Here is a 22,634-nt window from a genome sequence, read left to right as displayed (position 1 = left end):
ACGCGCGAAATACCCGGGAACCGAGCGCTAATGCGCAGCACCTACCGGTGAGGAACAGCCATGAGCCATGTCAAAACGGAGATCGCCACACAACCCGAGTGCTGGCGGCAAGCGGCGAAACTAGCCGGGTCACCGGGGCTTCCCGCCCGCGGCGAACGGGTCGCCGTCGTCGGTTGCGGGACCTCCTGGTTCATGGCCAAGGCGTACGCGGCGCTCCGCGAACAGACCGGGCACGGCGAGACCGACGCGTTCCAGGCCTCCGACTTCCCCTTCGGGCGGCGCTACGACCGGCTCGTCGCGATCACCCGATCGGGCACCACCACCGAGACCCTCGGCGTGATGCGCACCGTCAACGCGAACACCCCGGTCACCGTCCTCACCGCCGACCGCTCCGAACCGGCTGCCCAGATCGCCGGTGACGCCGTCGTGCTCGACTTCGCCGACGAGAAGTCGGTCGTGCAGACCCGGTTCGCCACCAGCGTGCTCGCCACCCTGCGCGCCCACCTCGGCCACGACATCGAGGCCGCCGCGGCCGACGCCGAAGTGGCGATCCGCCTGCCCCTGCCGGTGCACCCGTCACTGGTCGACCAGATCACCTTCATCGGCCAGGGCTGGACCGTCGGGCTCGCCGAGGAGGCCGCGCTGAAGTGCCGCGAGACCGCCGGATTCTGGACCGAGTCGTACCCGGCCATGGACTACCGGCACGGGCCCATCGCGATCGCCGGGCCGCGCCGCGTGGTCTGGTCGTTCGGTGACGTCCCGGCCGGGCTCGCCGAAGAGGTGGAGCACACCGGTGCCGCCTTCGTGCACAGCCGGCATCACGGCGGTTACGGCGCGATCGGCCGCTGGACCACCGGCCGCGCGCCGCTGGACCCGATGGCCGACCTGATCCTGGCCCAGCGGGTCGCCCTGGCCTTGGCCACCACTCAGGGCGTCGACCCCGACCACCCCCGCAATCTCAGCCGTTCCGTCGTCCTCACGTGAGCCTTGAGATGGTCGTCGCCCTCGACGTGGGCGGCACGGGTATGAAGTGCGCACTGGTTCGCCCGGACGGCACGGTCCACCACGAGGAACGCCACCCGACCCGGGCCGAACGCGGCCCGGAGGCGGTCACCGAGACGATCCTGTCGGTGGCTTCGGCACTGGCGGACCGGGCTCGCGCGCAAGGGTTCACCCCGGTCGCGGCCGGGATCGCCGTGCCGGGTGTCGTCGACGAGTTGAACGGCGTCGCGGTGTGGTCGTCGAACATCGGCTTCCGCGACGTACCGCTGCGGGATCTCGCCGTGCGCCGCCTCGGGCTGCCCACCGCCCTCGGCCACGACGTGCGTGTCGGGGCCCTGGCCGAAGCCCGCCTGGGTGCCGGCCGGGGACGACGGCACGTGCTGTTCGTGGCCATCGGCACCGGAATCGCCGGCGGGCTCATCGTCGACGGCACCGGCTACCCCGGGGCGCACGGCGCGGCCGGCGAACTGGGCCACATCGTGATCCGCCCCGGCGGCGCGCTGTGTGGCTGCGGCCAGCGCGGATGCCTGGAGTCGGAGGCGTCGGCCAAATCCGTCGGGCGGCGGTACGCGGAACTGTCCGGTGAACCCGGTGCCACCGCGTTCGACGTGGCCACCCGGGCCGCGCGCGGCGACGAACTGGCCCGCCGGGTCTGGCAGGACGCCGTCGACGCCCTCGCCGACGGGCTGCTGATCGCGCAGACGCTCTACGACGCCGGCGTGATCGTGCTCGGCGGCGGACTCGCCGAAGCCCGCGACGACCTGCTGCTCCCGGTCCGGGAAGCATTCGCCAAGCGGGTCACCTTCCACCGCACCCCCGAGATCGTCCGGGCCGAACTGGGCGACGCCGCCGGCTGCCTGGGCTCCGCCCTACTCGCGCTCGACTCCCTGAAGGAGGCCTCGTGACCCGCGTCTCCGGCCGGATCGTCACCCCCGACGCCGTCGTCACCGGGCATCTGGACCTCGACGACGACCTGATCGCGGCGATCGTGCCGGACGAAACCGCGGGCGACGACGTGATCGTGCCCGGCTTCGTCGACCTGCACTGCCACGGCGGCGGCGGGCACACGTTCACCACCGGCTCGGCCCCGGCGGCCCGCGAGGCGGCCGCCTTCCACCTGCGGCACGGGACCACGACGATCATGGCCAGCCTGGTCAGTTCGCCCTTCGCCCTGATGCGCTCGGCGGTGGACGACTACCGGCCGCTGGTCGACGACGGGACACTCGCCGGGATCCACTTCGAGGGGCCGTACCTCTCCGGGATCCGGTGCGGGGCGCAGAACCCGGCGTTTCTACGGGACCCGTCGATGGCCGAGATCACCGAACTGGTTTCGGAAGGCTCCGGGGTGGTTCGGATGATGACCATCGCCCCGGAGCTGCCCGGTGCCCTGGAAGCCATCACCTACCTGCGGGACCACGATGTGCTGGCGGCGATCGGGCACACCGACGCGACGTACGACCAGACCCACGCCGGAGTGGCGGCCGGAGCGACCGTCGCCACCCACCTGTTCAACGGCATGCGCCCACTGCACCACCGCGAACCCGGCCCGGTCGTCGGCCTGCTCTCCTCCACCGCCACCGTCGAACTGATCGCCGACAACATCCACCTGCACCCCGGGATGCTGGCGTTCGCCGCCCGCGACGCCGGCCCGGACCGCGCCATCCTGATCACCGACGCGATGGACGCCACCGGCATGCCCGACGGCCGGTACGAACTGGGCGGCCAGGAAGTGATCGTCGCCGACCGGGTGGCCCGCCTTGCTGTGAACGGCTCGATCGCTGGCAGCACCCTGACCATGGACGTGGCCCTGCGCAACGCGGTCACCGCCGGCCTGCCCTTGATCGACGCGGCCCGGATGGCCTCGACCACCCCGGCCCGGCTGCTCGGCCTCACCAAGACCCTCGGCGCCCTGACCCCCGGCCTCCGAGCCGACCTGGTGATCCTGACCCCCGACCTGACCCTGAAGTCGGTCCTCCGATCCGGCACCCGGATCAGCTGAACCGGATCACTGCAATCCGGCGGGCTGGGTCCAGCGCCCCAGTGCCCGCGGCAGGGGGATGGCGTCGAACGGAACGCGCTGCAGGAGGCGGGCCAGGACGAAGCCGAGGAAGAGGGCGGCGATCGAGTCGGTGAGCCAGTGGAAGCCGGTGTAGACCGTGGTGACGAAGACGATCATCACAGGAAGGGCCCGGACCAGCAGGTTCTCCCTACGGGAAAGGGAGCGGTTCAGGACTGCGGCCAGAAGCATCGCGATCACGGCGTACCAGACGAACGAGTTGGCGACGTGGCCTGACGGGTAGCTCATCGCCTCATCGCCGAAAGCAGCCGGGTTGAACAGGATCGCCTTGTCGGGCCCGTCGAATCGCGGGGCCGCCCGGTCGAAGAAGATCTTCGCCGGGCCGATCGTGAACATGGTCAACAAGAAGGCTGCCGCGAACGGCAGCACCGCGCGGATCGAGCGGGTCCGGCGCCACAGCAGGAACGTCAGGATCACCGCCACCGGCATCAGCACCTGCGCGCCCTGGCCCAGGTAGTTGAAGACTCGGGCGGTCCAGTAGAACGGGCTGGACTGGCCGGCCAGGGCCCAGTCGGCGACCCGCTGGTCCACTGACAGCAGGTGACCGTTCGCCAGGGCCACGGTCAGCGCGGCGAAGGCGGCCAGGGCCAGCAGGTCGGGCCACCAGGAGCGGCTGATCTTGTCGTTCACCTCTACAAAACTAGAGGTACGCGCGCAACCGGCCGGCCAGCAAGTCGCCGCGGACGCCGGAGTTGGGGCAGCCGCCGAAGTGGTGCAGCGCTACCACCCGGTTGGTGGCGCGGGAGATCACCGGTGAACCGGACGAGCCGCCGGCGGTGTCGCAGAAGTACGAGACGTCGGAGTGGGCCGCGTAACCGGTGTAGTCGGGATTGTCGACGGCGCAGTTGCTGGCCGCCTCACCCTTGCTGCCGGCGATCTTGGCGGGTTCACCGGCCGGGTGCTGCGGGACGTACAACTCCTGGCCGCGTTTGGGCCGGGCCGTGTCGAGGGTGAGATAGCCGAACTTCTGGATCTTGTCGAAGCCGTCGACGCTGAAGAGTGTGAAGTCGTACGTCTTGTCGGTGGCCAGCACCTTGTCGCCCCAGACTTTCGTCGGTTTGAAGACGTCGGAGCCACCGCACTTGGCGCACTGGTAGTTGAACCACACTTCGGTGTCGTACGCCTCGTTCGAGTTGGTGAGGCAGTGATTGTTGGTGATCATGCGGTTCTTGGCGCCGACCCGCCAGCCGGTGCACAGCTCGGTACCGTTGATCAGCAGCCGGGCGATCGCCTTCGACTTGGTGTAGGCGATCGGGTCCTTCGACTCGTAACAGACCGCGTCGGACGAGGTGTCGGTGCCGCAGACGGATTCCTCGCGCCCAGGTCCCGCCGGGCCGACCTTGACCGATTCCTCGCGCCGGTGCTCCAGCCGGTCACCGCGCGCCACCTGGTCGATGTCGACACCGAGGCTACTGAGGGTGCCGGTGGCGCCGGACTCGCGGTGCACCTCGACGATCGCGGTGTCCCCGGTGACCGACATGGCCCAGCGGCCGTCGGCGTCGTTCTCGTAGCGGTACGACTCGGTACCGGCCGGATTAGACACGGTCACGTAGTCGCCGGGCAACATGTCGAGCCGTTCGAAGTGCACTTTCACGTACGAGGCACCGGGATAGGCGAACTCCTGGCGTTTCGGGCCGGCCAGGTAGCCGAGCAGTTCGTCGACCCGCTGCAGTGAGCCGATCCGCTGGCGCCCGGCCGGTGGAACGGTCGCCGACTCCAGAGGACGGCGCGCCGATTCGGACTTCGTCTTCTTCTTCGGCGCCCGAGAGGCCGGCGGGGCCGGCGGGGCCGGCGGGGCCACTGTGGTCGACGTGACATGCGAGGGGATGACGGTGGCGGGTGTGGCCGAAGTGACTGGTGTGGCCGGTGTGGTGGTGTTCTCGGCGACCGGCGTATCCACTGTCCGGGGCACCGCCGCCGCGGCTTCGTTCCAAGTTCCGGCCGGGTTCTCGCTGGTCCGGGCCACCAGCGCACCGGCCGAACCGGCCAGCACCAGGGCGGCGCACGCTCCGATGACGATGCCTGCCTTGCGTCGCATGCCACTCCCGTACGTCGTGGGCCGTTTCGCACCTGTGTAACGAGCCACGTGCGGGCACGACGCGCCGCGGAAACCGGCACACTGGGAACGTGCGCATCACCTCCGCCCTCATCGACCCGGCGCTCCTGGATCTGCCTTGGCACATTCCGCTGGAGGACTGGCCGGCCGATCATCTGGTCGCGCTGCCACAGGGCATCTCCCGGCACATCGTCCGGTTCGTGAAGCTCAACGACGTGGTCTACGCGATGAAGGAGACCCGGGAACGGATCGCGGAGAAGGAGTACGACCTGCTCCGCGCCCTGGAGCGGATCGACTTCCCGGCGGTGCAGGCCATCGCCATCGCCACCGACCGGCAGACGAAGGAGGGCGAGCCGCTGGAGACCGTGCTGGTGACCCGGCACCTCCAGTTCTCCCTGCCGTACCGGGCGCTGTTCTCCCGGGTGTTGCGGCCGGACACGATGAACCGGCTGCTGGACGCGCTGGCCGCACTGATCGTGCGGATGCACCTGACCGGCTTCTCCTGGGGCGACTGCTCGCTGTCGAACACCCTGTTCCGGCGGGACGCGGGCGCTTTCGCCGCCTATCTGGTGGACGCCGAGACCGGCAACCTCTACCCGAAACTGTCCGAGGGGCAGCGCAGCGAGGACATCGAGATCCTGCGGCTGAACATCTTCGGCGAGTGCCTGGACCTGCAAGCCGCCGAGTTGCTGCACGAGTCGATCGACCCGGAGTCGGTGGTCGACGACATCGTGACGCGGTACGAGCGGCTGTGGCACGAGGTCACCTATGAGCAGGAAGTGGCACGGGACTCCCGGCACCACATCGACCGGCGGATCCGGCGGCTCAACGAGATGGGCTTCGACATCGCCGAAGTGTCGATGTCCACGTCACACGACGGCGGCTATCTGGTGCGCCCCAAGGTCGTCGACGCCGGCTATCACACTCGCCGTCTGATGCGGCTGACCGGCCTGGACGCCGAGGAGAACCAGGCTCGGCAGCTGCTCAACGACTTGGACGCCTACCGGGCCGAGAGTCACCTCACCGACGAGCAGCAGGCCGCCCACCGTTGGCTCACCGAAGTGTTCGAGCCGGTGGTGCGCGCGGTTCCGGCACACCTGCGGCGCAAACTGGAACCGCAGGAGATCTTCTCGCAGATCATCCAGCACAAATGGCTGCTCTCCGAGAAGGCCGGCCGGGACGTCGGCATGGCCCCGGCGGTGCACGGTTACCTCACCGACGTGCTGGTCAACAAGCCGGACGAGCAGGCGGTCCTGGGCGTCGAGGCCGAGTCACTCAGCCAGTAACGGCGGGCTGGCCAGCTCGGCCAGCACCCGCAGACCACGGCGGCGGGCGACCACGATGACCCGGTCGCCCTCGGCCAGCACCCGCCGCTGGTCCGGTCCCCAGTCGACCCACTCCTCGCCGGCCACCGAGAGGCCGATCACGCGCGCCTCGCCCGGATGGTCGACATGCTCCAGCGGGGCGCCGTCCAGCGGGGACAGCGCCGATACGGTCACCGTGGCCACCAGCAGCGAGTGCCGGTCGACCGGGATGGTGGCGTGCACGTCACGTTCCAGCAGGGCGGCGGCGAAGATCGGCGCGCAGATCCGGGAGACGCTGCGGGACGTGTCGATCTGGAAGGCCGTCTCGACCCGCTGAGCGAAGTCGTCGTCGAAGAGTCTCAGCACCACCCGCAGGTTGTCGTGGGTGGCCCGGGACTGCAGGGCCGCCTGCAGATTCACCCGGTCGTCGGTGGAGAGCACGACCAGGGCCCGGCAGGTGTCGATCGAGGCGGCCTGCAGAACCTCCTGCGCGGAGGCGTCCCCGATGATCACCGGCACGCCCCGGCGCTGGGCGGTCTTCACCCCGCGGGCGTCAGCGGTCCGGTCGATCGCGACCACCCGCAGTCCCAGGTCGGTGAGCTGGCGCAGCACCTGCGTGCCGACGTTACCGAGCCCGACCAGCACGATGTGGTCGTTCAGCGCGCCAGCGATCCGGCCCTGGCTGAGAGCGATCCGCGCGTTCACCATGCCGTCCACCACCGCGGCGGTGATCAACGGAATGATCGCCAGTCCGGCGATGGTCAGCACCAACTGGGCGGCCTGCCCCACCGGATCGCGATCGACCTCCACATCGGACGAGCCGACCGCGGTCAGCAACGTCATGTAGAACGACTCCCAGAGGCCGTGGCCCTCCCCGTCGTACTTGGCCAGCACCAGCCCGGCCACCAGCGTGGTGCCCAGCGTGATCAGCACCGCGATGCCGAGTTTGCGGCTCAGCGCGGCCCGCACGGCACGGCCGATCGCGCGGAACGGGCGACGCCGGCGGCGGGCCCGGCTGAGCAGGCGCCGGGTCACGTCCTCACCGGGCGGGCGGCCCACCGCCTCGGCCAGCACCAGGTCGGCTGGCTGCGCGGACCGGCGCTCCGGTTCGGCCGGAAGGACAGCCACCTCACCGTTCGCGTCGGAGGTGGTCAGGGTGAGCACCACCAGTCGCGGTGGCACGTCCTCCCGGTGGGCGACATAGAGCGTACGTCCGGAGCGGCGGAAATGTGTGGGCGCGACCTCACCCAGAGCCGCCGCCACGAAGGCCGGCGCCGCCATCTCCGCGTCCGACAGCACCGCGCAGTCCGGGAAGAGCCGGGCCACGCTCTTGCCGAGACCGGTATTGAACATCCGCACCACCACCCGCAGGTCCTCCTCGACCTCCCGGGCGCACAGGGCGGCGTGCAGGTTGACCACGTCGTCCGGCATGACCAGGGCGAGCGCGGTGGCGCCGTCGAGGCCCGCCTCCCGGAAGGTCCGCTCGTCGAGGCGGTCGGATTTGCGCCACACCACACCCCGATCGGCCAGAGACGCGATATCAGGAACATCAGACCGGATCCGGTACGGGGTGATCACGGTGACGCGGATTCGATGCCGGGAGTTGGCGAGTTCCTCGGCCAGTGTGAAGACCAGCGCATCGGCCCCGCACAACACCAGGTGAGGCCGGGTGTCCTCATCGGACTCGGAACGGGTGTGGATCTTTTCCGCGGGGGTGACACTCACGTTCACGAATCGTAGTCAGCCGGAACCTGCTCGTGGGGGCACTCGTTGCCCCTTCCGACACCTTTTGTCCGACTTGATGGGAATCGACCGAACCCCATCGTCCGATGTGGCCAGGAGTAGATCAATGCGCAAGTTGTGGTGTGCCGGAGCCGTCCTCAGTGGAATGTTCCTCCTCGGAACAGCACCCGCCTGGGCCGGCCCGGCGAACGAAACCGCCCCCGAAACACCCGCCCTCAGCTGGCTGACCCCCGCGGGCCTGCCGGCCGGGGTTTCCCCAGCACTCGCCCGCCAGTTCGCCGACGTCCGGTCCGAGTTCGCCGGCATGCCGGCCGGCGGCACCCCCGTCCCACTGTCCCAGGCCACCCAGGTCTCCCCGGACGACGGCACGACCGACCCGGCCCTGATCACGAAGTCCGCCGAGCCGGCAATCTCGGCCTCCACCTCGGCTTCCGCCGAACCGGCGGTCTCCACGTCCGGCGACCCGGCTGCCGCCGCGTCCGGTGAGCCGGCGATCTCGTCGTCCGGTGAGCCGGCTGGCTCCGCGTCCGGCGACCCGGCCGCAGTGGTCTCCGGCTCACCGGCGGCTGCCGTCTCCGGTGACCCCCTGGCCTCCGCCTCGGTCGAGCCGACGGCCTCCACGTCAGCGGCCGTCCCGCCGGTCGCCGGCGACTCGGCTGTCATCGACCCGGCTCCGGCTACCAGCTCGGCCCCGGCCGCCCAGTCGTCGACGACCCCGGCGACCACCGGCAACCAGGTCACCGAGGACCCGCGCCTCGACGAGGAGCCGGCCGCCGACGAGTAGAGAAGGCCTGCCGACGGGTCGAACAAACCCGCTGGCGGGTCGAACAGACCCGCTGACGACGAGTCGGGCAAGCCCGCCGACGAGTCGTGAACCGTCAGCAGCGGTAACCCGTGGAGAACGACCGAGCCGCGGGCGGAAGTAGCCGTCACTCCCAGCGAGAGCGCGCGCCGACGACGTCCACGCGGCGCGCGCTCTCGCGCGCAACTCCCGCCCCACGCCGGACAGAGCGGGACAGGGCGGGCCGGGCGACGACAAGCGTGGTGAGTTACGGCTCGAATCGCACCACAGATCACCACGCGGGAACTGGCAGGGCGGGGTGGGGGTTGCCACCGCATTCGGCCCGGCGGGCGCGGGGTGGCCTTGAGGGGCGCCTGCGTCGCGGGGACCGGACAGGGGCGGATGGTGCTTTTGTGAAGTGGTGTGGCGTACTCACATGGTGGTTTGGTCTTCGGTCAGATCCCAGGACAGCAGCGTGAACGTCATCTCCTCCATCGCGCCTGCCCGTCGGTAAGTGGCCAGGGCCGCCTTGTTGTCACTTTCGGTCGAGACCCACATGCCGTAGCAGCCGTTCTGGCGGGCTATCACGGCCAGCGCGTCGACCAGCGCCGTCCCGATGCCTTGGAGCCGGGCGACCGGAGCCACCCCCAGCTCGTAGACCAGCATCTCAGTGCCCTTGTCGGGGTGGGTGGTCTCGACGCCGCTGATCATGCCGACCGGGCGCGCGGCGTCGTCGTAGGCCAGCAGCAGGTGGTGCGTGGGGTCGTCGAGGAAACGCCGGGTGGCGGATTCCTGTGGTGGGGAGTCGAACAGGTCCGCCGCGCGATGGACATCGGCCGCGTCGGTCACCCGTTCGATACGCATGACGCCACGATAGCCAGGTGGCCATGGGGCGGTCGCCCGACTGGAGCATCGATGATCGGTCGGTAGCATGGCGGGCCGTGGCGGCGGTGAAAGGCGGGGACATGGCTGGTCAAGGCAAGGACGAGGCACAGCCGGAGTTCGCGAGGGGCGTCTCCGAGGCGGCGAAACCGGAACCGACGGCGGCGACGGTGCCGCAGCAACCGGTGGCGAGAGCCGGTGAGCCGACGCAGACGGCGATGGAGTACGCGGATCCGGTGGACCCGTGGGCCGCCGCCGAAGCCGCCTCGATCGCCGCCGGCGGCAAGCCCAGTTACGAGGCTCCGGCGCCGAACCAGGGCGGCACGTGGACGATGCTGGGCGAAACCGAGGCCGCCGTTCAGAAGACGAAGATCAAGGGCCTACTCATCGGCGGTGCCGCGACCGTCGTGGCCGCGGGGGTGGTCGCCGCCACGGTGCTGCTCTGGCCGTCTTTTCCGGCGCTCGACTATCACCGGGCGGAGGAGATCAAGCGGGTCGCTCCGGCGGCCGCGTTCACGTCGGCCTTCACCAGTGCGGAAGTGGTCGGTGACCGGGCCTACTTCGCCGGCGTCGACAGCGGCGGCACCTTGCGGGTACTCGCGGCCGACACCGGTGCCGGTGACAAGGCGCTGTGGGAGAGCACGGCCGCCGGGCGGTCCACCACGTGGACGGCGATGCGGGCGACACCGTCGGTCGTGGTGCTGTTCTCCGGGGTCGAGTCGGCGACCAGCACCAGCCGGATGGTCGTGCTGGACGCCGAGAACGGCAGCCGGCTCTGGGAACAGAGTGTCGGCTACTACGACGAGATCCACCTCGGTGCGCAGACCGTGCTCTGGACCGACCGTGAGCGCAAACGGCTCGTCGGGCTGGACCTGATCGAGGGCAGCGAGAAGTGGGCGGTGGCCGACGAGGACGCCACCAAGATCCACGCGATGCCGGGGCCGGACGACCTGACCGGACCGGCCGACATCAGTGGACGGGCGTTCGGGACGGACATCGGCGACCAGTTCGTCCAGTTCGACGCCGACAAGACCGCGACCGTCCGGGAACTGGCCACCGGCAAGGTTCTACAGACCAGGGAGAACGTGTCCGCCGGCGGCGACGACGTGGCCGTCCACGACGGCCGGTTGTACGTGCTGGAGACGGGCACCCCGAAACGGATCTTCCAGTACGACCTGGCGAACCTCATCGCCGAACCCGAGGCCAAGTACACGGTGGGGACGTCGGAAGAGGTCGACGGGCTCACGCCCTGCGGTGACCAGCTCTGTTTCATCCGGACCAAGGACTTCGACAAGGCCACCAGCGAGGTCGTCGCCACCGGCTGGAGTCTGGCCGTGCCGAAGGTGAAGACCCTCGTCCCGGTCGGGGCGAGCGGGCTACTGGCGATCGGCGACGAGAGCACCACACTGATCGTGGACCAGAAAGTGGTCTGGACCATCGACGGCGGTGTCGCGGCCCGCCTCGACGCCGGGAACGTGCTGCGCTTCTCCGAAGATCTCAGCAGCTCGGTGGGGAATCGGGCATTGTCCGGCTTTCACGTGGGCGACAAAGCCGGCGAGATCGCGGAGATGGGCGAGATCCGGGACGTACGGTCGGAGAACTGCTCGTGGAACACCGAAGTGATCGCCTGCGTCGCCGCCGAAGACGTCGTCATCTACTCGTTCGCGGGATGAAAAAGAGCGGGCCTCCAGTGGAGGCCCGCTCTCTCAGTCAGTCACGTCAGATGCGGAAACCGCTACCCGCGTTGAAGACGTGCAGCGCGTTGACCTGCGGCTTGATGTAGACCGTCTCGCCCATGCTCGGCATGCTGCGACGCTCGGTCCGGACTGTGAACCGCTCCGAGCCGCCCGGCAGGTCGGCGTGACCGTAGACGTTGGCGTCCGAACCGAGGTCCTCGACCAGGTCGACGACGATCGGCAGCGCGTCGGCGGACTCGCTGACGACCTCGGCCGACTCCGGACGGAAACCGACGGTCACCTTGCCGTCGCCACCCTCGGACGCGGCGGCGATCTGCTCACGGGTGAGCGGAATCGTCAGCGAACCGAAGTAGGCACCCGCCTCGTTCAGCGGCACGGTCTTGATGTTCATGGCCGGGGAGCCCATGAAACCGGCGACGAAGACGTTGCCGGGGGTGTCGTAGAGCGCCCGCGGGGTGTCCACCTGCTGGAGCACACCGTCCAGCATGACCGCGACCCGGTGACCCATGGTCATGGCCTCGACCTGGTCGTGGGTCACGTAAACGGTGGTGACACCGAGCTTCGCCTGCAGCGAGGCGATCTGCGAACGGGTCTGGACACGGAGCTTGGCGTCGAGGTTCGACAGCGGCTCGTCCATGAGGAACACCTGCGGCTTACGCACGATCGCGCGGCCCATGGCGACACGCTGACGCTGACCGCCGGAGAGCGCCTTCGGCTTGCGGGACAGGTACTCCTCCAGCTGAAGCAGGCCGGCGGCCTCCTTCACGGCCTTGTCGATCTCGGCCTTCGGGGTCTTGCGCAGCTTCAGAGCGAACGCCATGTTCTCGTACACCGTCATGTGCGGGTACAGCGCGTAGTTCTGGAACACCATCGCGATGTCACGGGACTTCGGCGGAAGGTTCGTGACGTCCTTCTCGTTGATCAGGATGCGACCGCGGTCCACATCCTCCAGGCCGGCGAGCATCCGCAGGCTGGTGGACTTGCCACAACCGGAAGGGCCGACCAGAACGAGGAACTCGCCGTCGCCGATCTCGAGCTCGAGCTCGTTGACCGCGGGACGCTCGGTACCCGCGTAGATGCGGGATGCCTTGTCATAAGTGACGGTAGCCATGGTGAAACGACTTCCTTTCCACCGGCAGGAACGTGCCGGACGATCCGAGTAGAAGGAACAGCCCCGCCACCGTATTTCTTTTTCCCTGACCTGCCAAGATGGCGATCGGAATACGGGACGTTATGCTGGGCCCGTTCGCCCCTGTAGCTCAGATGGCTAGAGCACCCGTCTTGTAAACGGGAGGTCGTCGGTTCGATCCCGACCGGGGGCTCCTCACGGGAACCCCTGTCCGCAAAAAGCGCGGACCGGGGTTCCTCGCATTTCCCCTGGGGGCCGAGCCCCCAGACCCCGCGTGACGGTGATCGGCGTGGGTGGGTCGGTTCCGGTCGGTGGGTGGGTCGGTTCCGGTCGGTGGGTGGGTCGGTTCCGGTCGGGTCGGTGGGTGGGTCGGTTCCGGTCGGTGGGTGGGTCGGTTCCGGTGGTGGAACGGGTCCTGTGGTGGAACGGGTCCTGTGGTGGGTTCACCTGGGCAGGCGGCTGTTTGGGTCGGCTTTGCGTAGGTGAAGTCTTATCCTGGTTTTCGTTCGTTGATCTTGCGTGAACTCTCTCCTGACTGCTGTGGTTGTCGCGGTCCTTGGTTTGCCTGCCCCTGTGCCCGCCGCGTCGGAATGGACCCAGAACGGGTATGGGGCGGGCCTTACCTTCTACAACCCGGACGAGCGTTCGCTGACCGGGGCGACCGTGGGAGCAGTCCGGCAGCGCTGGGAGATTTCTACGCATGGGGGGCCGGAGTGTGAGGTCGGGCGGGAGCCGCTGGTGGGGGGCGGCAACGTCTACACCAGTGATCCGGGGGTGTGGGGGCCTATGACCCGGCTACGGGGGTGCGGCGGTGGCATGCGGAACTGAAACGGCGTGGGGTTACACGGATGGCGCTGTCTCAAGGGTTTCTGGTCACGCTCAGCTATGCGTGTGACGGACAGCGTGCGTATTTGAACGCGTTTCGGGCCGGCAGTGGGGTGCTGGTCTGGGAGGTGCAGCTCAGCGCGCCGTCTCAGGACATGATCGTCGATGACGGCGTGGTTGTGGTGGATACTCGGCCCGACTACGAGACTTCTACCGTGGCTCATCGGCTGGCTACCGGGGCTCGGCTGTGGAAGCTGTTCGGGACTCGTGGGCACGGGCTGCTCTCGGCTGGCGGGCGCCTACTGGTGCGTACCCAGGGTGACGGGTCTCGGGCCGTCTCGATCGTCACCGGTGCGACGATCTGGACTACCCGGGAGGACTGGTACGCGGTCGGCAGCGACCCGGCGGGCAGCCGGTTCTACGTCGGCGGCGGGAAACGCGGGCTGACCGCGATCGACGCGGCGACCGGCAACCGGGTATGGGAATCCGACTGGCCGACACCCTCGGTCACCGCCGACCGGGACCGGGTCTACGTCCCGCGGCAGCGCACCGTCATCTGCCTGGACGCGAAGACCGGGCGACGGCTCTGGGCGATGCACCTGCCGGACGGCGCGGGCCAGCCGGTCCGGGCCGGTGAACTGCTCTACAGCCCATCCGGACTGGGCGCGGCACTGTCGATCGTCGACGCGGTGACCGGCAGAGTGCGAGGCGGTGGCATGCCGAGCAGCGACAGCCACCCACCGACGGTGGCAGGCGGCCGCCTTCTCCTCACGGATGGCAGCCGCCTGCGCGCCTACTTCTGAAACCGCTCAGCTCCGGACGCGGCGGCGGCTCACCTCGGCCAGCGTGACCGCTGCCGCGACACTCGCGTTCAGCGACTCCACGTCGGAGGACATCGGGATGCCGACCCGCAGGTCACAGGTCTCGCCGACCAGCCGGGACAGACCGCGGCCCTCGGAACCGACCACCACGATCAGCGGGCCGGTCGCGACGTCCAGGTCGTAGAGCCCGACCTCACCGTCGGCGTCCAGGCCGATCGCGGTGAAACCGGCCTTCTGCGCGGCCTTGATCGCCCGGGTCAGGTTGACCACCTGCGACACCGGGACACGGGCGGCCGCGCCGGCGCTGGTGCGCCAGGCGGTCGCGGTGATCCCGGCGGCCCGGCGCTCGGTCATGAAGACGCCGTGCCCACCGAACGCGGCCACCGACCGGATCACCGCACCGACGTTCCGCGGGTCGGTGATGCCGTCGAGCGCGACCAGCAGCGGAGCGGTCTGCTCCAGCGCGGCGGCGATCAGGTCGTCGAAGTCCTGGTACGCGAACGGCGGCACCTGCAGCCCGATGCCCTGGTGCAGCACGCCACCGGTCATCCGGTCCAGCTCGTTCCGGCTGATCTCCAGGATCGGGATGCCCCGGTCACCGGCGGTCCGGACGATCTCGGTCACCCGGTCGTCGATCTCGATGCCCTGCGCCACGTAGAGCGCGGTGGCCGGCACCAGCGCCCGCAGCGCCTCGTTCACCGGGTTACGGCCGAGCAGCAGCTCGGGACCTTCCTTGGTGGGGTTGGACCGGCGGCCCGGAGCGATCCGCGGGCCCCGCGGGCCGCCGCCCCGGACGCCACCCCGGGTGGTCTGAGTCTTGGTGATGCCGGGAGCACGGCCCCCGCCGCGCCCCCAGGTGGTGTCCTTGGTACCCGGCTGGCCGATCTTGGGCGCGCGGCCCTCAGCGGCGGCGGCCTGGCGCTCCTTGTTCTGCTTACGAGCGGTCTTCTCGGGCAGTTTCTCGGTGCCCGAGTAACCCTTGTGCCAGGGACGCTCGTCGGCGGGCAGGGTCTTGCCGCGCCCCTTGAGGCTCGCGCGGTTCTTCCCGCCCGATCCGCCCGCGGCGCCCTTCTTCGAAGTCGTGCGCTTACTCGCGTTGAACGAGTTACCGGCCATCAGTGCTGCTCTCCTACCGTCCAGCGCGGCCCGGTCGGAGTGTCCTCCACCTGAATACCCGCGTTCTTGAGCTGGTCCCGCACCGAATCCGCGGCCGCCCAGTCTTTACGTGCGCGGGCCGAAGCCCGCTGTTCCAATGCCAGTGCGACGAGTGAGTCGACCACCGGCTTCAGGTCGTTGCCGCCCTCGCCGCCGTCCCAGGCAGCGTCGAGCGGATCGATGCCGAGCACCCCGAGCATGGCCCGGACCGCGGTCAGCGCGCCACGGATGGCGGGCTCGTCACCGGCGGTCAGAGCGGAATTGCCCTCCCGCACGGTGTCGTGGACGATAGCCAGCGCCGCCGAGGTGTTCAAATCGTCGTTCATCGCCTCGGCGAACGCCGGGGGCACCGCCTTGGGCCGTCCGTTGCCGACCACCTCGGCCGCGCGATGCACGAAGCCCTCGATCCGGCGGTAGGCGACCGCTGCCTCTTTCAGAGCCTCGTCGGTGTAGTCGATGCGCGAGCGGTAGTGCGCGCTGCCCAGGTAGTAGCGCAGCTCGACCGGGCGGACACCGGCCTCGACCACCGAGTCCAGGTCGATCACGTTGCCCAGCGACTTGCTCATCTTGGACTCGCCGAGGTTCAGCAGCGCGTGGTGCACCCAGAACCGGGCGAAGCCGAGACCGGCCGCCTTCGACTGGGCCACCTCGTTCTCGTGGTGCGGGAACGTCAGGTCCAGCCCGCCACCGTGGATGTCGAACTCGTCGCCGAGGTAGCGACGGGCCATCGCCGAGCACTCGATGTGCCAGCCCGGGCGGCCCTTGCCCCACGGCGACGGCCAGTACGCGTCCCGGGGCTCGTCGGCTTTCACGCCCTTCCACAGGGCGAAGTCGCGGTGGTCACGTTTGTTGCGCACCGGGGCGTCACCGGCGTCGCGCATGTCGTCGGGGCGCTGGCCGGACAGCGCGCCGTACTCGCGGAACGAGCGCACGTCGAAATACACGTCGCCACAGTCACTGGCGGCCGGATAGGCGTGGCCGCGGTCGATCAGCTCCTGGATCAGCTCGTGCATCTCGGTGATGTGCCCGGTGGCCAGCGGCTCGTAGGTCGGCGGCAGCACGTTGAGCGCCGAGTAGTTCCGCTCCAGCAGGAGGCGGTTGGTGTAGGCGATCGCCCAGTAGGGTTTCCCCTCCTTGACCGCCTTTTCCAGGATCTTGTCGTCCACGTCGGTGACGTTGCGGACGAACGTCACCTCCAGCCCCTCGTGCAGCAGCCAGCGGCGCAGCACGTCGTAGTTCACGGCGGAGCGGAGGTGACCGATATGTGGCGAGGACTGGACGGTGACACCACACAGGTAGATCCCCGCCAGACCGGGAGTCATCGGGACGAAGTCCCGGACCGATCGGGTCGCGGTGTCATACAAGCGCAGAGTCACCGTTAAAGGGTACCGGCCGTCCGTCAGGGACGCGTCATCCGGAGCACGTCCAATGCCTCGTCCAGTACGGCCTCGGTGAGCGTGCCGTTCGCGACGTGCCCGCGCTCGATCACCACCTCCCGGATGGACCGGCCGGTGGCCAGCGCCTGTTTGGCGATCGCGGCGGCCTCGTCGTAGCCCAGATGACGGTTGAGCGGGGTGACGATCGACGGTGATCCCTCGGCATACCCCCGGGTGACCTCCTCGTCGGCTTCCAGCCCGGCCACGCACCGGTCGGCGAACAGGCGGGACACCGCGGCCAGCAGCCGGATCGACTCCAGCACGTTGCGGGCCATCACCGGGAGCATCACGTTCAACTCGAAATCGCCCTGGGTGCCGGCGAAGGCCACCGTCGCGTCGTTGCCGATGACCTGGGCGGCGACCTGGCGGACCGCCTCGGGGACGACCGGGTTCACCTTGCCCGGCATGATCGACGAACCGGGCTGCAGGTCGGGCAGGCGCAGCTCACGCAGACCGGCCCGGGGACCCGAACCCATCCAGCGGATGTCGTTGGCGATCTTGTAGAGGCCGGCGGCGACCACCCGGAGCTGGCCGGACACCTCCACCAGCGCGTCCCGGGCGCCCTGCGCCTCGAAGTGGTCCCGGGCCTCGGTCAGCGGCAGACCGGTCTCCTCGGCCAGCAGCCGGATCACCGCCGGCGCGAACCCGGGCGGAGTGTTCACCCCGGTGCCGACCGCGGTGCCGCCGAGCGGCAGTTCACCCAGCCGGGGCAGCGTGGCGGTCAGGCGCTCGACCCCGTTGGTGACCTGCCGGGTGTAGCCGGAGAACTCCTGGCCCAGGGTGACCGGCGTGGCGTCCATCAGGTGGGTGCGGCCGCTCTTGACCGTCTTCTCCCAGAGCGAGGCTTTGGCCCGCAACGCGCCGGCCAGGTGCTCCAGCGCCGGGATCAGCTCCTGGCTGACCGCCTCGGTCGCGGCCAGATGGATCGACGAGGGGAAGACGTCGTTGGACGACTGGGAGGCGTTGACATGGTCGTTCGGGTGCACCGGGCGGCCCAGCTCGCGGCTGGCCAGGGTGGCGATGACCTCGTTCGCGTTCATGTTGGACGAGGTGCCGGATCCGGTCTGGAACACGTCGACCGGGAACTGGTCGTCATGATCACCGTCGGCCACCCGGGCCGCGGCGGTGGCGATCGCGGCGGCCAGATCCGGCTCCAGCACACCCAGCTCGGCGTTGGCCCGCGCGGCGGCACCCTTGATCCGGGCCAGGGCCCGGATGTGGGACGGCTCCAGCCCGCGGCCGGAGATCGGGAAATTCTCCACCGCTCGCTGGGTCTGGGCGCGCCACAGCGCGTCGGCGGGGACCTGGACCTCGCCCATCGTGTCGCGTTCGATCCGGAAACCAGTCACCGGGCCATCCTCTCTCGGTGAACCGGGAGTCCCCAGTCGATTGCCTCACAGAAAGCGGATCGGAGCGCTGTTCGTATAACGTCGGCGAGGTTCGGACCCCCGATGAAGAGGAACCTCTGATGCGACGCGCCATCCTGGCCGTGATCGCCGGCGGCACACTGCTGACCGGCGCCGCCTGCGACAGCGATGCGAGGACGCCCGAGTTCACCGACCCGGTCGTCCCCTCGTCGGCCGCCGCGCCGTCCCCCTCGATCTCCCTCGGGCCCGACTACACGGCCGACACCAGCAAAGTGTGCGGGCGGGTCACCGGCATCGTGAACGCCGCATTCGGGGAGTTCGGCGCCGAACTCGGCCGGATGATCGCCAACCGGCAGGCGAAGGAGACCGCCGCGGCCGAGAAGGCCGAGACGACGGCCGCCGCCGAGTTGAAGGCGATCGGCACTCAGATCCGCAAGGAGACCGCGGCCGCGGAGGACCCCGAGCTCACCGAGGCCGGCGAGACCTCGGCGGCGAAGATCGAGGCCGCCGCGAAGAACCGGGACTACATCGAGAAGCTCAAGTCGACCAAGGATCTGGACGTCTCGCTCAAGGACCAGATCGCCGAATGGCTCGACCCGGTCTCCGGTTATTGCGCGGCCGGCCCACTGCCGTCAGAAAGCGCCTCGCCCAGCGCCTCTTCTTAACGCCGGCCGATCGCGAACACCGGGTTCGGTTTGGTCACGTCCGCGAAGAAGTCCTCGCCCTTGTCGTCGACCACGATGAAGGCGGGGAAGTCCTCGACCTCGATCTTCCAGACCGCCTCCATGCCGAGTTCCGGGAACTCGAGCACCTCGACGTGCCGGATGCAGTCCTGGGCCAGCCGGGCCGCCGGGCCGCCGATCGAGCCGAGGTAGAACCCGCCGTGGGTCTGGCACGAGTCGGTGACCTGCTTGGACCGGTTGCCCTTGGCCAGCATCACCATCGAGCCACCCTCGGCCTGGAACCTCTCCACGTACGAGTCCATTCGGCCGGCCGTGGTCGGGCCGAAGGAGCCGGACGCGTACCCCTCGGGGGTCTTGGCCGGGCCGGCGTAGTAGACCGCGTGGTCGCGCATGTACTGCGGCATCGGCTGGCCGGCGTCGAGCCGTTCGGCGATCTTGGCGTGGGCGATGTCCCGGGCCACCACGAGCGGGCCGGTCAGCGACAGCCGGGTCTTCACCGGGTAACGGCTCAACTCGGCCCGGATCTCGGCCATCGGCCGGTTCAGGTCGATGTTGACGACGGGCGACGCGTCCAGGTCGGCCTCGGGCAGGTAGCGGGCCGGATCGGTCTCCAGCCGCTCCAGCCAGACACCCGACGGGGTGATCTTGGCAACCGCCTGCCGGTCCGCCGAGCAGGAGACGGCGATCGCGACCGGGCAGGACGCGCCGTGCCGGGGCAGCCGGACGACCCGCACGTCGTGGCAGAAGTACCGGCCGCCGAACTGGGCGCCGATCCCGAAGTCCCGGGTCAGTTCCAGCACCGCGGCCTCCAACTCCAGGTCCCGGAAGCCGTGCGCCAGCATCGAACCCGCGGTGGGCAGGTTGTCCAGGTACTTCGCGCTTGCCAGTTTCGCCGTCTTGAGCGCGTGCTCGCCGCTGGTGCCGCCGATCACCACGGCCAAGTGGTACGGCGGGCAGGCCGACGTACCGATCAGGCGCAGTTTCTCGTCCAGGAACTGCATCATCCGCTGCGGGTTGAGCAGCGCCTTCGTCTCCTGGTAGAGGTACGACTTGTTGGCCGAGCCGCCGCCCTTGGCCATGAACAGCAACTTGTACGCGTCCGGGTGCCCGTTCGGGTCCTCGGCGTACAGCTCGATCTGGGCCGGCAGGTTCGAGCCGGTGTTCTTCTCGTCCCACATGGTCAGCGGCGCGAGCTGCGAGTAGCGCAGGTTGAGCCGGGTGTACGCCTGGTACACGCCGAGCGCGATGGCTTGTTCGTCGAGTCCGTCGGTCAGCACGTGCCGGCCGCGTTTGCCCATCACGATCGCGGTGCCGGTGTCCTGGCACATCGGTAGCACGCCGCCGGCCGCGATGTTCGCGTTGCGCAGCAGGTCCATCGCGACGAACCGATCGTTCGGCGACGCCTTCGGGTCGTCGATGATGCTGCGCAGCTGCGCCAGGTGCGCGGGCCGCAGGAAATGCGCGATGTCGTGCATCGCCTCAGCGGTCAGCTGAGTGAGCGCGGCCGGCTCGACGGTCAGGAATCGTCGCCCGCCCGGTCCCTCGACGACATCCACGCCCTCGTCCGTGACCAGGCGATACTCAGTCTGGTCCGCGCCGGTGGGGAGGAGGGGCGAGTAGCTGAAATCGGCGCCTCTGCTCATGAACGCTCAGCCTATGCCAGCGGGGCGGCGGGATGCGAACCCGTCCCCGGCCGTCAGGCGAACGGGACGTACGCCATCTCCCGCCCGGAAACGATGATCATGCCGTTCCGGTCGGTGGCGAAGACCTTCGCGTCGGTACGGACGTCGGCCCGGACCGACCCGCCCGACAGCGTCAGAGCGGTCACCCGGCCGTCGGACGTCACGATCACGGCGTGCGGGGTGAGCGCGGCGCCCACGTCCTCACCCCGGCCGTCCAGCCGCCACACCACCTTGTCCTTGGTGAACGAGAAGCCCCGCACCGCGTCACCCTTGCGGATCACCGCGTAGGCGTCGTTGACGGTCAGCACCTTCGACTCCTTGTCGCCGTACCAGAGGTTGCGCCCGTCATAGCCGTTGATCAAAACCTCGCGGCCGTACGGGTCCACGCCCAGCACCACGTTGTAGCCACCGGCCGGATCGCGATCCTGGGCACAGCTCGAACCGTTGTCGGCGGTCCGCAGGTTGAGCCCGTCGCGCTGCCACACCACCTTGCCGGCCTGCGGGCTGGACGCGACCACGCCGTAGTAGCAGGTGCCGTCGCGGGCCGTCCCGGTGACGGTGAGGACCCGGCCGCCGACCACGGCGATCCGCTGCTCCCGGGACGGCGCAGCGGTCTGCACCAGCCGCCCGTTCGCCGTGTCGATCACCCGGACCTCGTTGTCGTGCGGCAGACCGAGCAGACCGGGCAGGGCAGGCGGGCCCGGTACGTCGTCGTCCACATCACCGGAGATCAGGCGCCGGGTGTCCGGCAGGTCGGGGTTGGCCGCGTCCAGGACGAAGCCGATGCTGCCGGCGCCGACCGTCCAGAGCTGCTTGTTCGTGCGCGGATCCCAGGCAGTGAGCCGACAGTCGTCGCCGCCGGAACAGCTCAGGTCCACGATCGCGTCCTGATAGGCCCAGACCGCCGACGCGGTGGTGTCGGCGCGCCGGACCGTGCCGGTGGACGGGTCCAGGACCTGATAGCCCTTGGTCAGCAGACGGCCGGTGACGACCACCGCGTTCGCGCCCTTGCCGGCGATCTCGGCCCAGTCGGCATCCGACGACCAGAGCTTCACCGCGGCGGTCAGCCCGTACGCCTCGAGCGAGGTCCGGTACTCGACGATCACCGCGTCACCGGCCACCGCCACGCTCTGCGGTGTGCCGCCCAGCGTCTGCTGCCAGCGGGTTCCGGCCGCGATCGGCCCGCTCGTGGTGATCCACGACCACAGTTGCGGAAACGGGTTCCACACGTTGGTCGCGGCCAGCACGGTGATCACGACCGTGGCGGCGGCGACCACCGAGAGTCCTTTCCAGGAGGTGCCGCCGGAGGCCATTCGGGCAGGGTAATGACCTTCGAAGCAGGAAGCATCCAGCGTGGAAAGTCCGTGTCGTGGGGTTATGCGCGGGTTGCTGATCTCACCAGCGGCACGGTCCGGTACGGGATCAACTCGGCCAGCGCGATGATCGTGTGGGCTCGCCGGATCCCCTCGTATCCCACGATCTGGTCGATCACCCGCTGCAGATCGGCGTTCGACCGGGCCACGATCCGGCACAGGATGTCGCCGCTGCCGGTGATCGTGTGCGCCTCCAGGACCTCGGGAATCTCCGCCAGATGACCCGCCACGGCGTCGTGCCCGAACCGCTGGCTGATCTCCAGGGTCACGAAACTCGTCACCCCGAAACCGATCGCGGCCGGCGCCACCTCCGGCCCGAAACCCTTGATCGCACCCCGCGCGATCAGCTTGTCCAGTCGCGCCTGCACGGTGCCGCGCGCCACCGCGAGCCGCCGGGAGAGCTCCAGCACACCGATCCGCGGCTCGGCCGCCAGCATCGAGATCAGCCGCGCGTCGAGCGGATCGAGCTGGACAGTCTGCTCACCCATGGGCCGAACCTATCGCACCGATTGCGCAGGATGACCATCCTCGTCACCGAGGGTTGCCCAACCCGATGGGGTACGCCACTGTCACCCCCAACCGGCGGCCCTGTGACACTGTGATCACACCCTGACGGCCGGG

19 protein-coding genes and 1 tRNA gene are annotated in these 22,634 nt (G+C 69.4%); 9 read left to right on the top strand and 11 right to left on the bottom strand.

All coding sequences use genetic code 11. From position 1 onward, the window contains the following. Window positions 1-60 precede the first annotated feature (60 nt). The 3 genes from BLU81_RS36280 to nagA are packed head-to-tail and all read left to right on the top strand — an operon-like array spanning window position 61 to window position 3,001. Window positions 61-984, top strand: a complete 924-nt coding sequence (locus tag BLU81_RS36280) for an SIS domain-containing protein (protein ID WP_092551812.1) — start codon at window positions 61-63, stop codon at window positions 982-984. An 8-nt stretch (window positions 985-992) separates the two neighbouring features. Next, a complete protein-coding gene (locus BLU81_RS36275; protein WP_092551809.1) occupies window positions 993-1,907 on the top strand; it encodes an ROK family protein in 915 nt (304 codons plus the stop codon). Then, window positions 1,904-3,001 (top strand): N-acetylglucosamine-6-phosphate deacetylase, encoded by a 1,098-nt coding sequence (gene nagA, locus BLU81_RS36270; protein ID WP_092551806.1) that lies wholly within the window; start codon window positions 1,904-1,906, stop codon window positions 2,999-3,001. Before BLU81_RS36275 ends, nagA begins: the two co-directional genes overlap by 4 nt. A gap of 6 nt (window positions 3,002-3,007) precedes the next feature. Here nagA and BLU81_RS36265 read toward each other — a convergent pair whose 3' ends face one another. Both BLU81_RS36265 and BLU81_RS36260 read right to left on the bottom strand, forming a co-directional pair. After that, entirely contained in the window at window positions 3,008-3,709 is a 702-nt protein-coding gene (locus tag BLU81_RS36265; protein WP_092551803.1) for a phosphatase PAP2 family protein, read from the bottom strand. Window positions 3,710-3,719: 10 nt separating this feature from the next. Continuing rightward, a complete protein-coding gene (locus BLU81_RS36260; protein WP_092551800.1) occupies window positions 3,720-5,117 on the bottom strand; it encodes a trypsin-like serine peptidase in 1,398 nt (465 codons plus the stop codon). Between the two features lie 89 nt (window positions 5,118-5,206). On the opposite strand from BLU81_RS36260, the gene BLU81_RS36255 reads away from it, so the two are divergent. Then, a complete protein-coding gene (locus BLU81_RS36255) occupies window positions 5,207-6,421 on the top strand; it encodes a DUF4032 domain-containing protein (RefSeq protein ID WP_092551797.1) in 1,215 nt (404 codons plus the stop codon). Here the strand turns inward: BLU81_RS36255 and BLU81_RS36250 are convergent. Beyond that, window positions 6,407-8,164 (bottom strand): NAD-binding protein, encoded by a 1,758-nt coding sequence (locus BLU81_RS36250; protein WP_231953683.1) that lies wholly within the window; start codon window positions 8,162-8,164, stop codon window positions 6,407-6,409. The genes BLU81_RS36255 and BLU81_RS36250 overlap by 15 nt on opposite strands. A gap of 124 nt (window positions 8,165-8,288) precedes the next feature. Here BLU81_RS36250 and BLU81_RS36245 point away from each other — a divergent pair, with 124 nt between their 5' ends. Continuing rightward, window positions 8,289-8,966, top strand: a complete 678-nt coding sequence (locus BLU81_RS36245) for a hypothetical protein (RefSeq protein WP_092551794.1) — start codon at window positions 8,289-8,291, stop codon at window positions 8,964-8,966. Window positions 8,967-9,395: 429 nt separating this feature from the next. Here the strand turns inward: BLU81_RS36245 and BLU81_RS36240 are convergent, their stop codons facing one another. Next, entirely contained in the window at window positions 9,396-9,827 is a 432-nt protein-coding gene (locus BLU81_RS36240) for a GNAT family N-acetyltransferase (RefSeq protein WP_092551791.1), read from the bottom strand. Between the two features lie 101 nt (window positions 9,828-9,928). Here BLU81_RS36240 and BLU81_RS36235 point away from each other — a divergent pair, with 101 nt between their 5' ends. Next, window positions 9,929-11,518, top strand: coding sequence for an outer membrane protein assembly factor BamB family protein (locus BLU81_RS36235; RefSeq protein ID WP_157751956.1), 1,590 nt, complete (start codon window positions 9,929-9,931; stop codon window positions 11,516-11,518). A gap of 46 nt (window positions 11,519-11,564) precedes the next feature. Here the strand turns inward: BLU81_RS36235 and BLU81_RS36230 are convergent, their stop codons facing one another. After that, window positions 11,565-12,653 (bottom strand): ABC transporter ATP-binding protein, encoded by a 1,089-nt coding sequence (locus BLU81_RS36230; protein ID WP_092551785.1) that lies wholly within the window; start codon window positions 12,651-12,653, stop codon window positions 11,565-11,567. 137 nt (window positions 12,654-12,790) lie between these two features. On the opposite strand from BLU81_RS36230, the gene BLU81_RS36225 reads away from it, so the two are divergent. Continuing rightward, window positions 12,791-12,864: transfer RNA gene (locus tag BLU81_RS36225), tRNA-Thr, on the top strand. A gap of 583 nt (window positions 12,865-13,447) precedes the next feature. Then, window positions 13,448-14,299 (top strand): outer membrane protein assembly factor BamB family protein, encoded by an 852-nt coding sequence (locus BLU81_RS36220; RefSeq protein WP_092551782.1) that lies wholly within the window; start codon window positions 13,448-13,450, stop codon window positions 14,297-14,299. Between the two features lie 6 nt (window positions 14,300-14,305). Here BLU81_RS36220 and rlmB read toward each other — a convergent pair whose 3' ends face one another. Genes rlmB through BLU81_RS36205 form a run of 3 tightly spaced genes read right to left on the bottom strand, consistent with a single transcriptional unit; the run spans window position 14,306 to window position 18,257 of the window. Next, the gene (gene rlmB / locus BLU81_RS36215) at window positions 14,306-15,433 is read right to left on the bottom strand and encodes a 23S rRNA (guanosine(2251)-2'-O)-methyltransferase RlmB (RefSeq protein WP_092551778.1); all 1,128 of its coding nucleotides are present in this window, start codon (window positions 15,431-15,433) and stop codon (window positions 14,306-14,308) included. Beyond that, window positions 15,433-16,848: a cysteine--tRNA ligase gene (gene cysS / locus BLU81_RS36210; RefSeq protein ID WP_092551775.1), complete on the bottom strand. Its 1,416-nt coding sequence runs from the start codon at window positions 16,846-16,848 to the stop codon at window positions 15,433-15,435. Before cysS ends, rlmB begins: the two co-directional genes overlap by 1 nt. 23 nt (window positions 16,849-16,871) lie before the next feature. Continuing rightward, complete coding sequence (locus BLU81_RS36205) at window positions 16,872-18,257, bottom strand: class II fumarate hydratase (RefSeq protein ID WP_269460947.1); 1,386 nt, start codon at window positions 18,255-18,257, stop codon at window positions 16,872-16,874. 119 nt (window positions 18,258-18,376) lie between these two features. Here BLU81_RS36205 and BLU81_RS36200 point away from each other — a divergent pair, with 119 nt between their 5' ends. Then, window positions 18,377-18,940 (top strand): hypothetical protein, encoded by a 564-nt coding sequence (locus tag BLU81_RS36200; RefSeq protein WP_092551772.1) that lies wholly within the window; start codon window positions 18,377-18,379, stop codon window positions 18,938-18,940. Here BLU81_RS36200 and BLU81_RS36195 read toward each other — a convergent pair. The 3 genes from BLU81_RS36195 to BLU81_RS36185 all read right to left on the bottom strand — a co-directional run bounded on the left by BLU81_RS36195 (window position 18,937) and on the right by BLU81_RS36185 (window position 22,501). After that, window positions 18,937-20,601 carry a fumarate hydratase gene (locus BLU81_RS36195; protein ID WP_092551769.1) on the bottom strand — a complete coding sequence of 555 codons (1,665 nt, stop codon included), beginning with the start codon at window positions 20,599-20,601 and terminating at the stop codon, window positions 18,937-18,939. The two genes, BLU81_RS36200 and BLU81_RS36195, sit on opposite strands and share 4 nt — an antisense overlap. A gap of 53 nt (window positions 20,602-20,654) precedes the next feature. Continuing rightward, window positions 20,655-21,953 carry an outer membrane protein assembly factor BamB family protein gene (locus BLU81_RS36190; RefSeq protein ID WP_092551766.1) on the bottom strand — a complete coding sequence of 433 codons (1,299 nt, stop codon included), beginning with the start codon at window positions 21,951-21,953 and terminating at the stop codon, window positions 20,655-20,657. Window positions 21,954-22,015: 62 nt separating this feature from the next. Then, window positions 22,016-22,501: an Lrp/AsnC family transcriptional regulator gene (locus BLU81_RS36185; protein WP_092551763.1), complete on the bottom strand. Its 486-nt coding sequence runs from the start codon at window positions 22,499-22,501 to the stop codon at window positions 22,016-22,018. Window positions 22,502-22,634 lie beyond the last annotated feature (133 nt).

Source organism: Actinoplanes derwentensis (genome assembly GCF_900104725.1).
Lineage (GTDB): Bacteria > Actinomycetota > Actinomycetes > Mycobacteriales > Micromonosporaceae > Actinoplanes > Actinoplanes derwentensis.
Note: the sequence above shows the minus strand (reverse complement) of the source record. Positions and strands in the feature narration are given on the sequence as shown.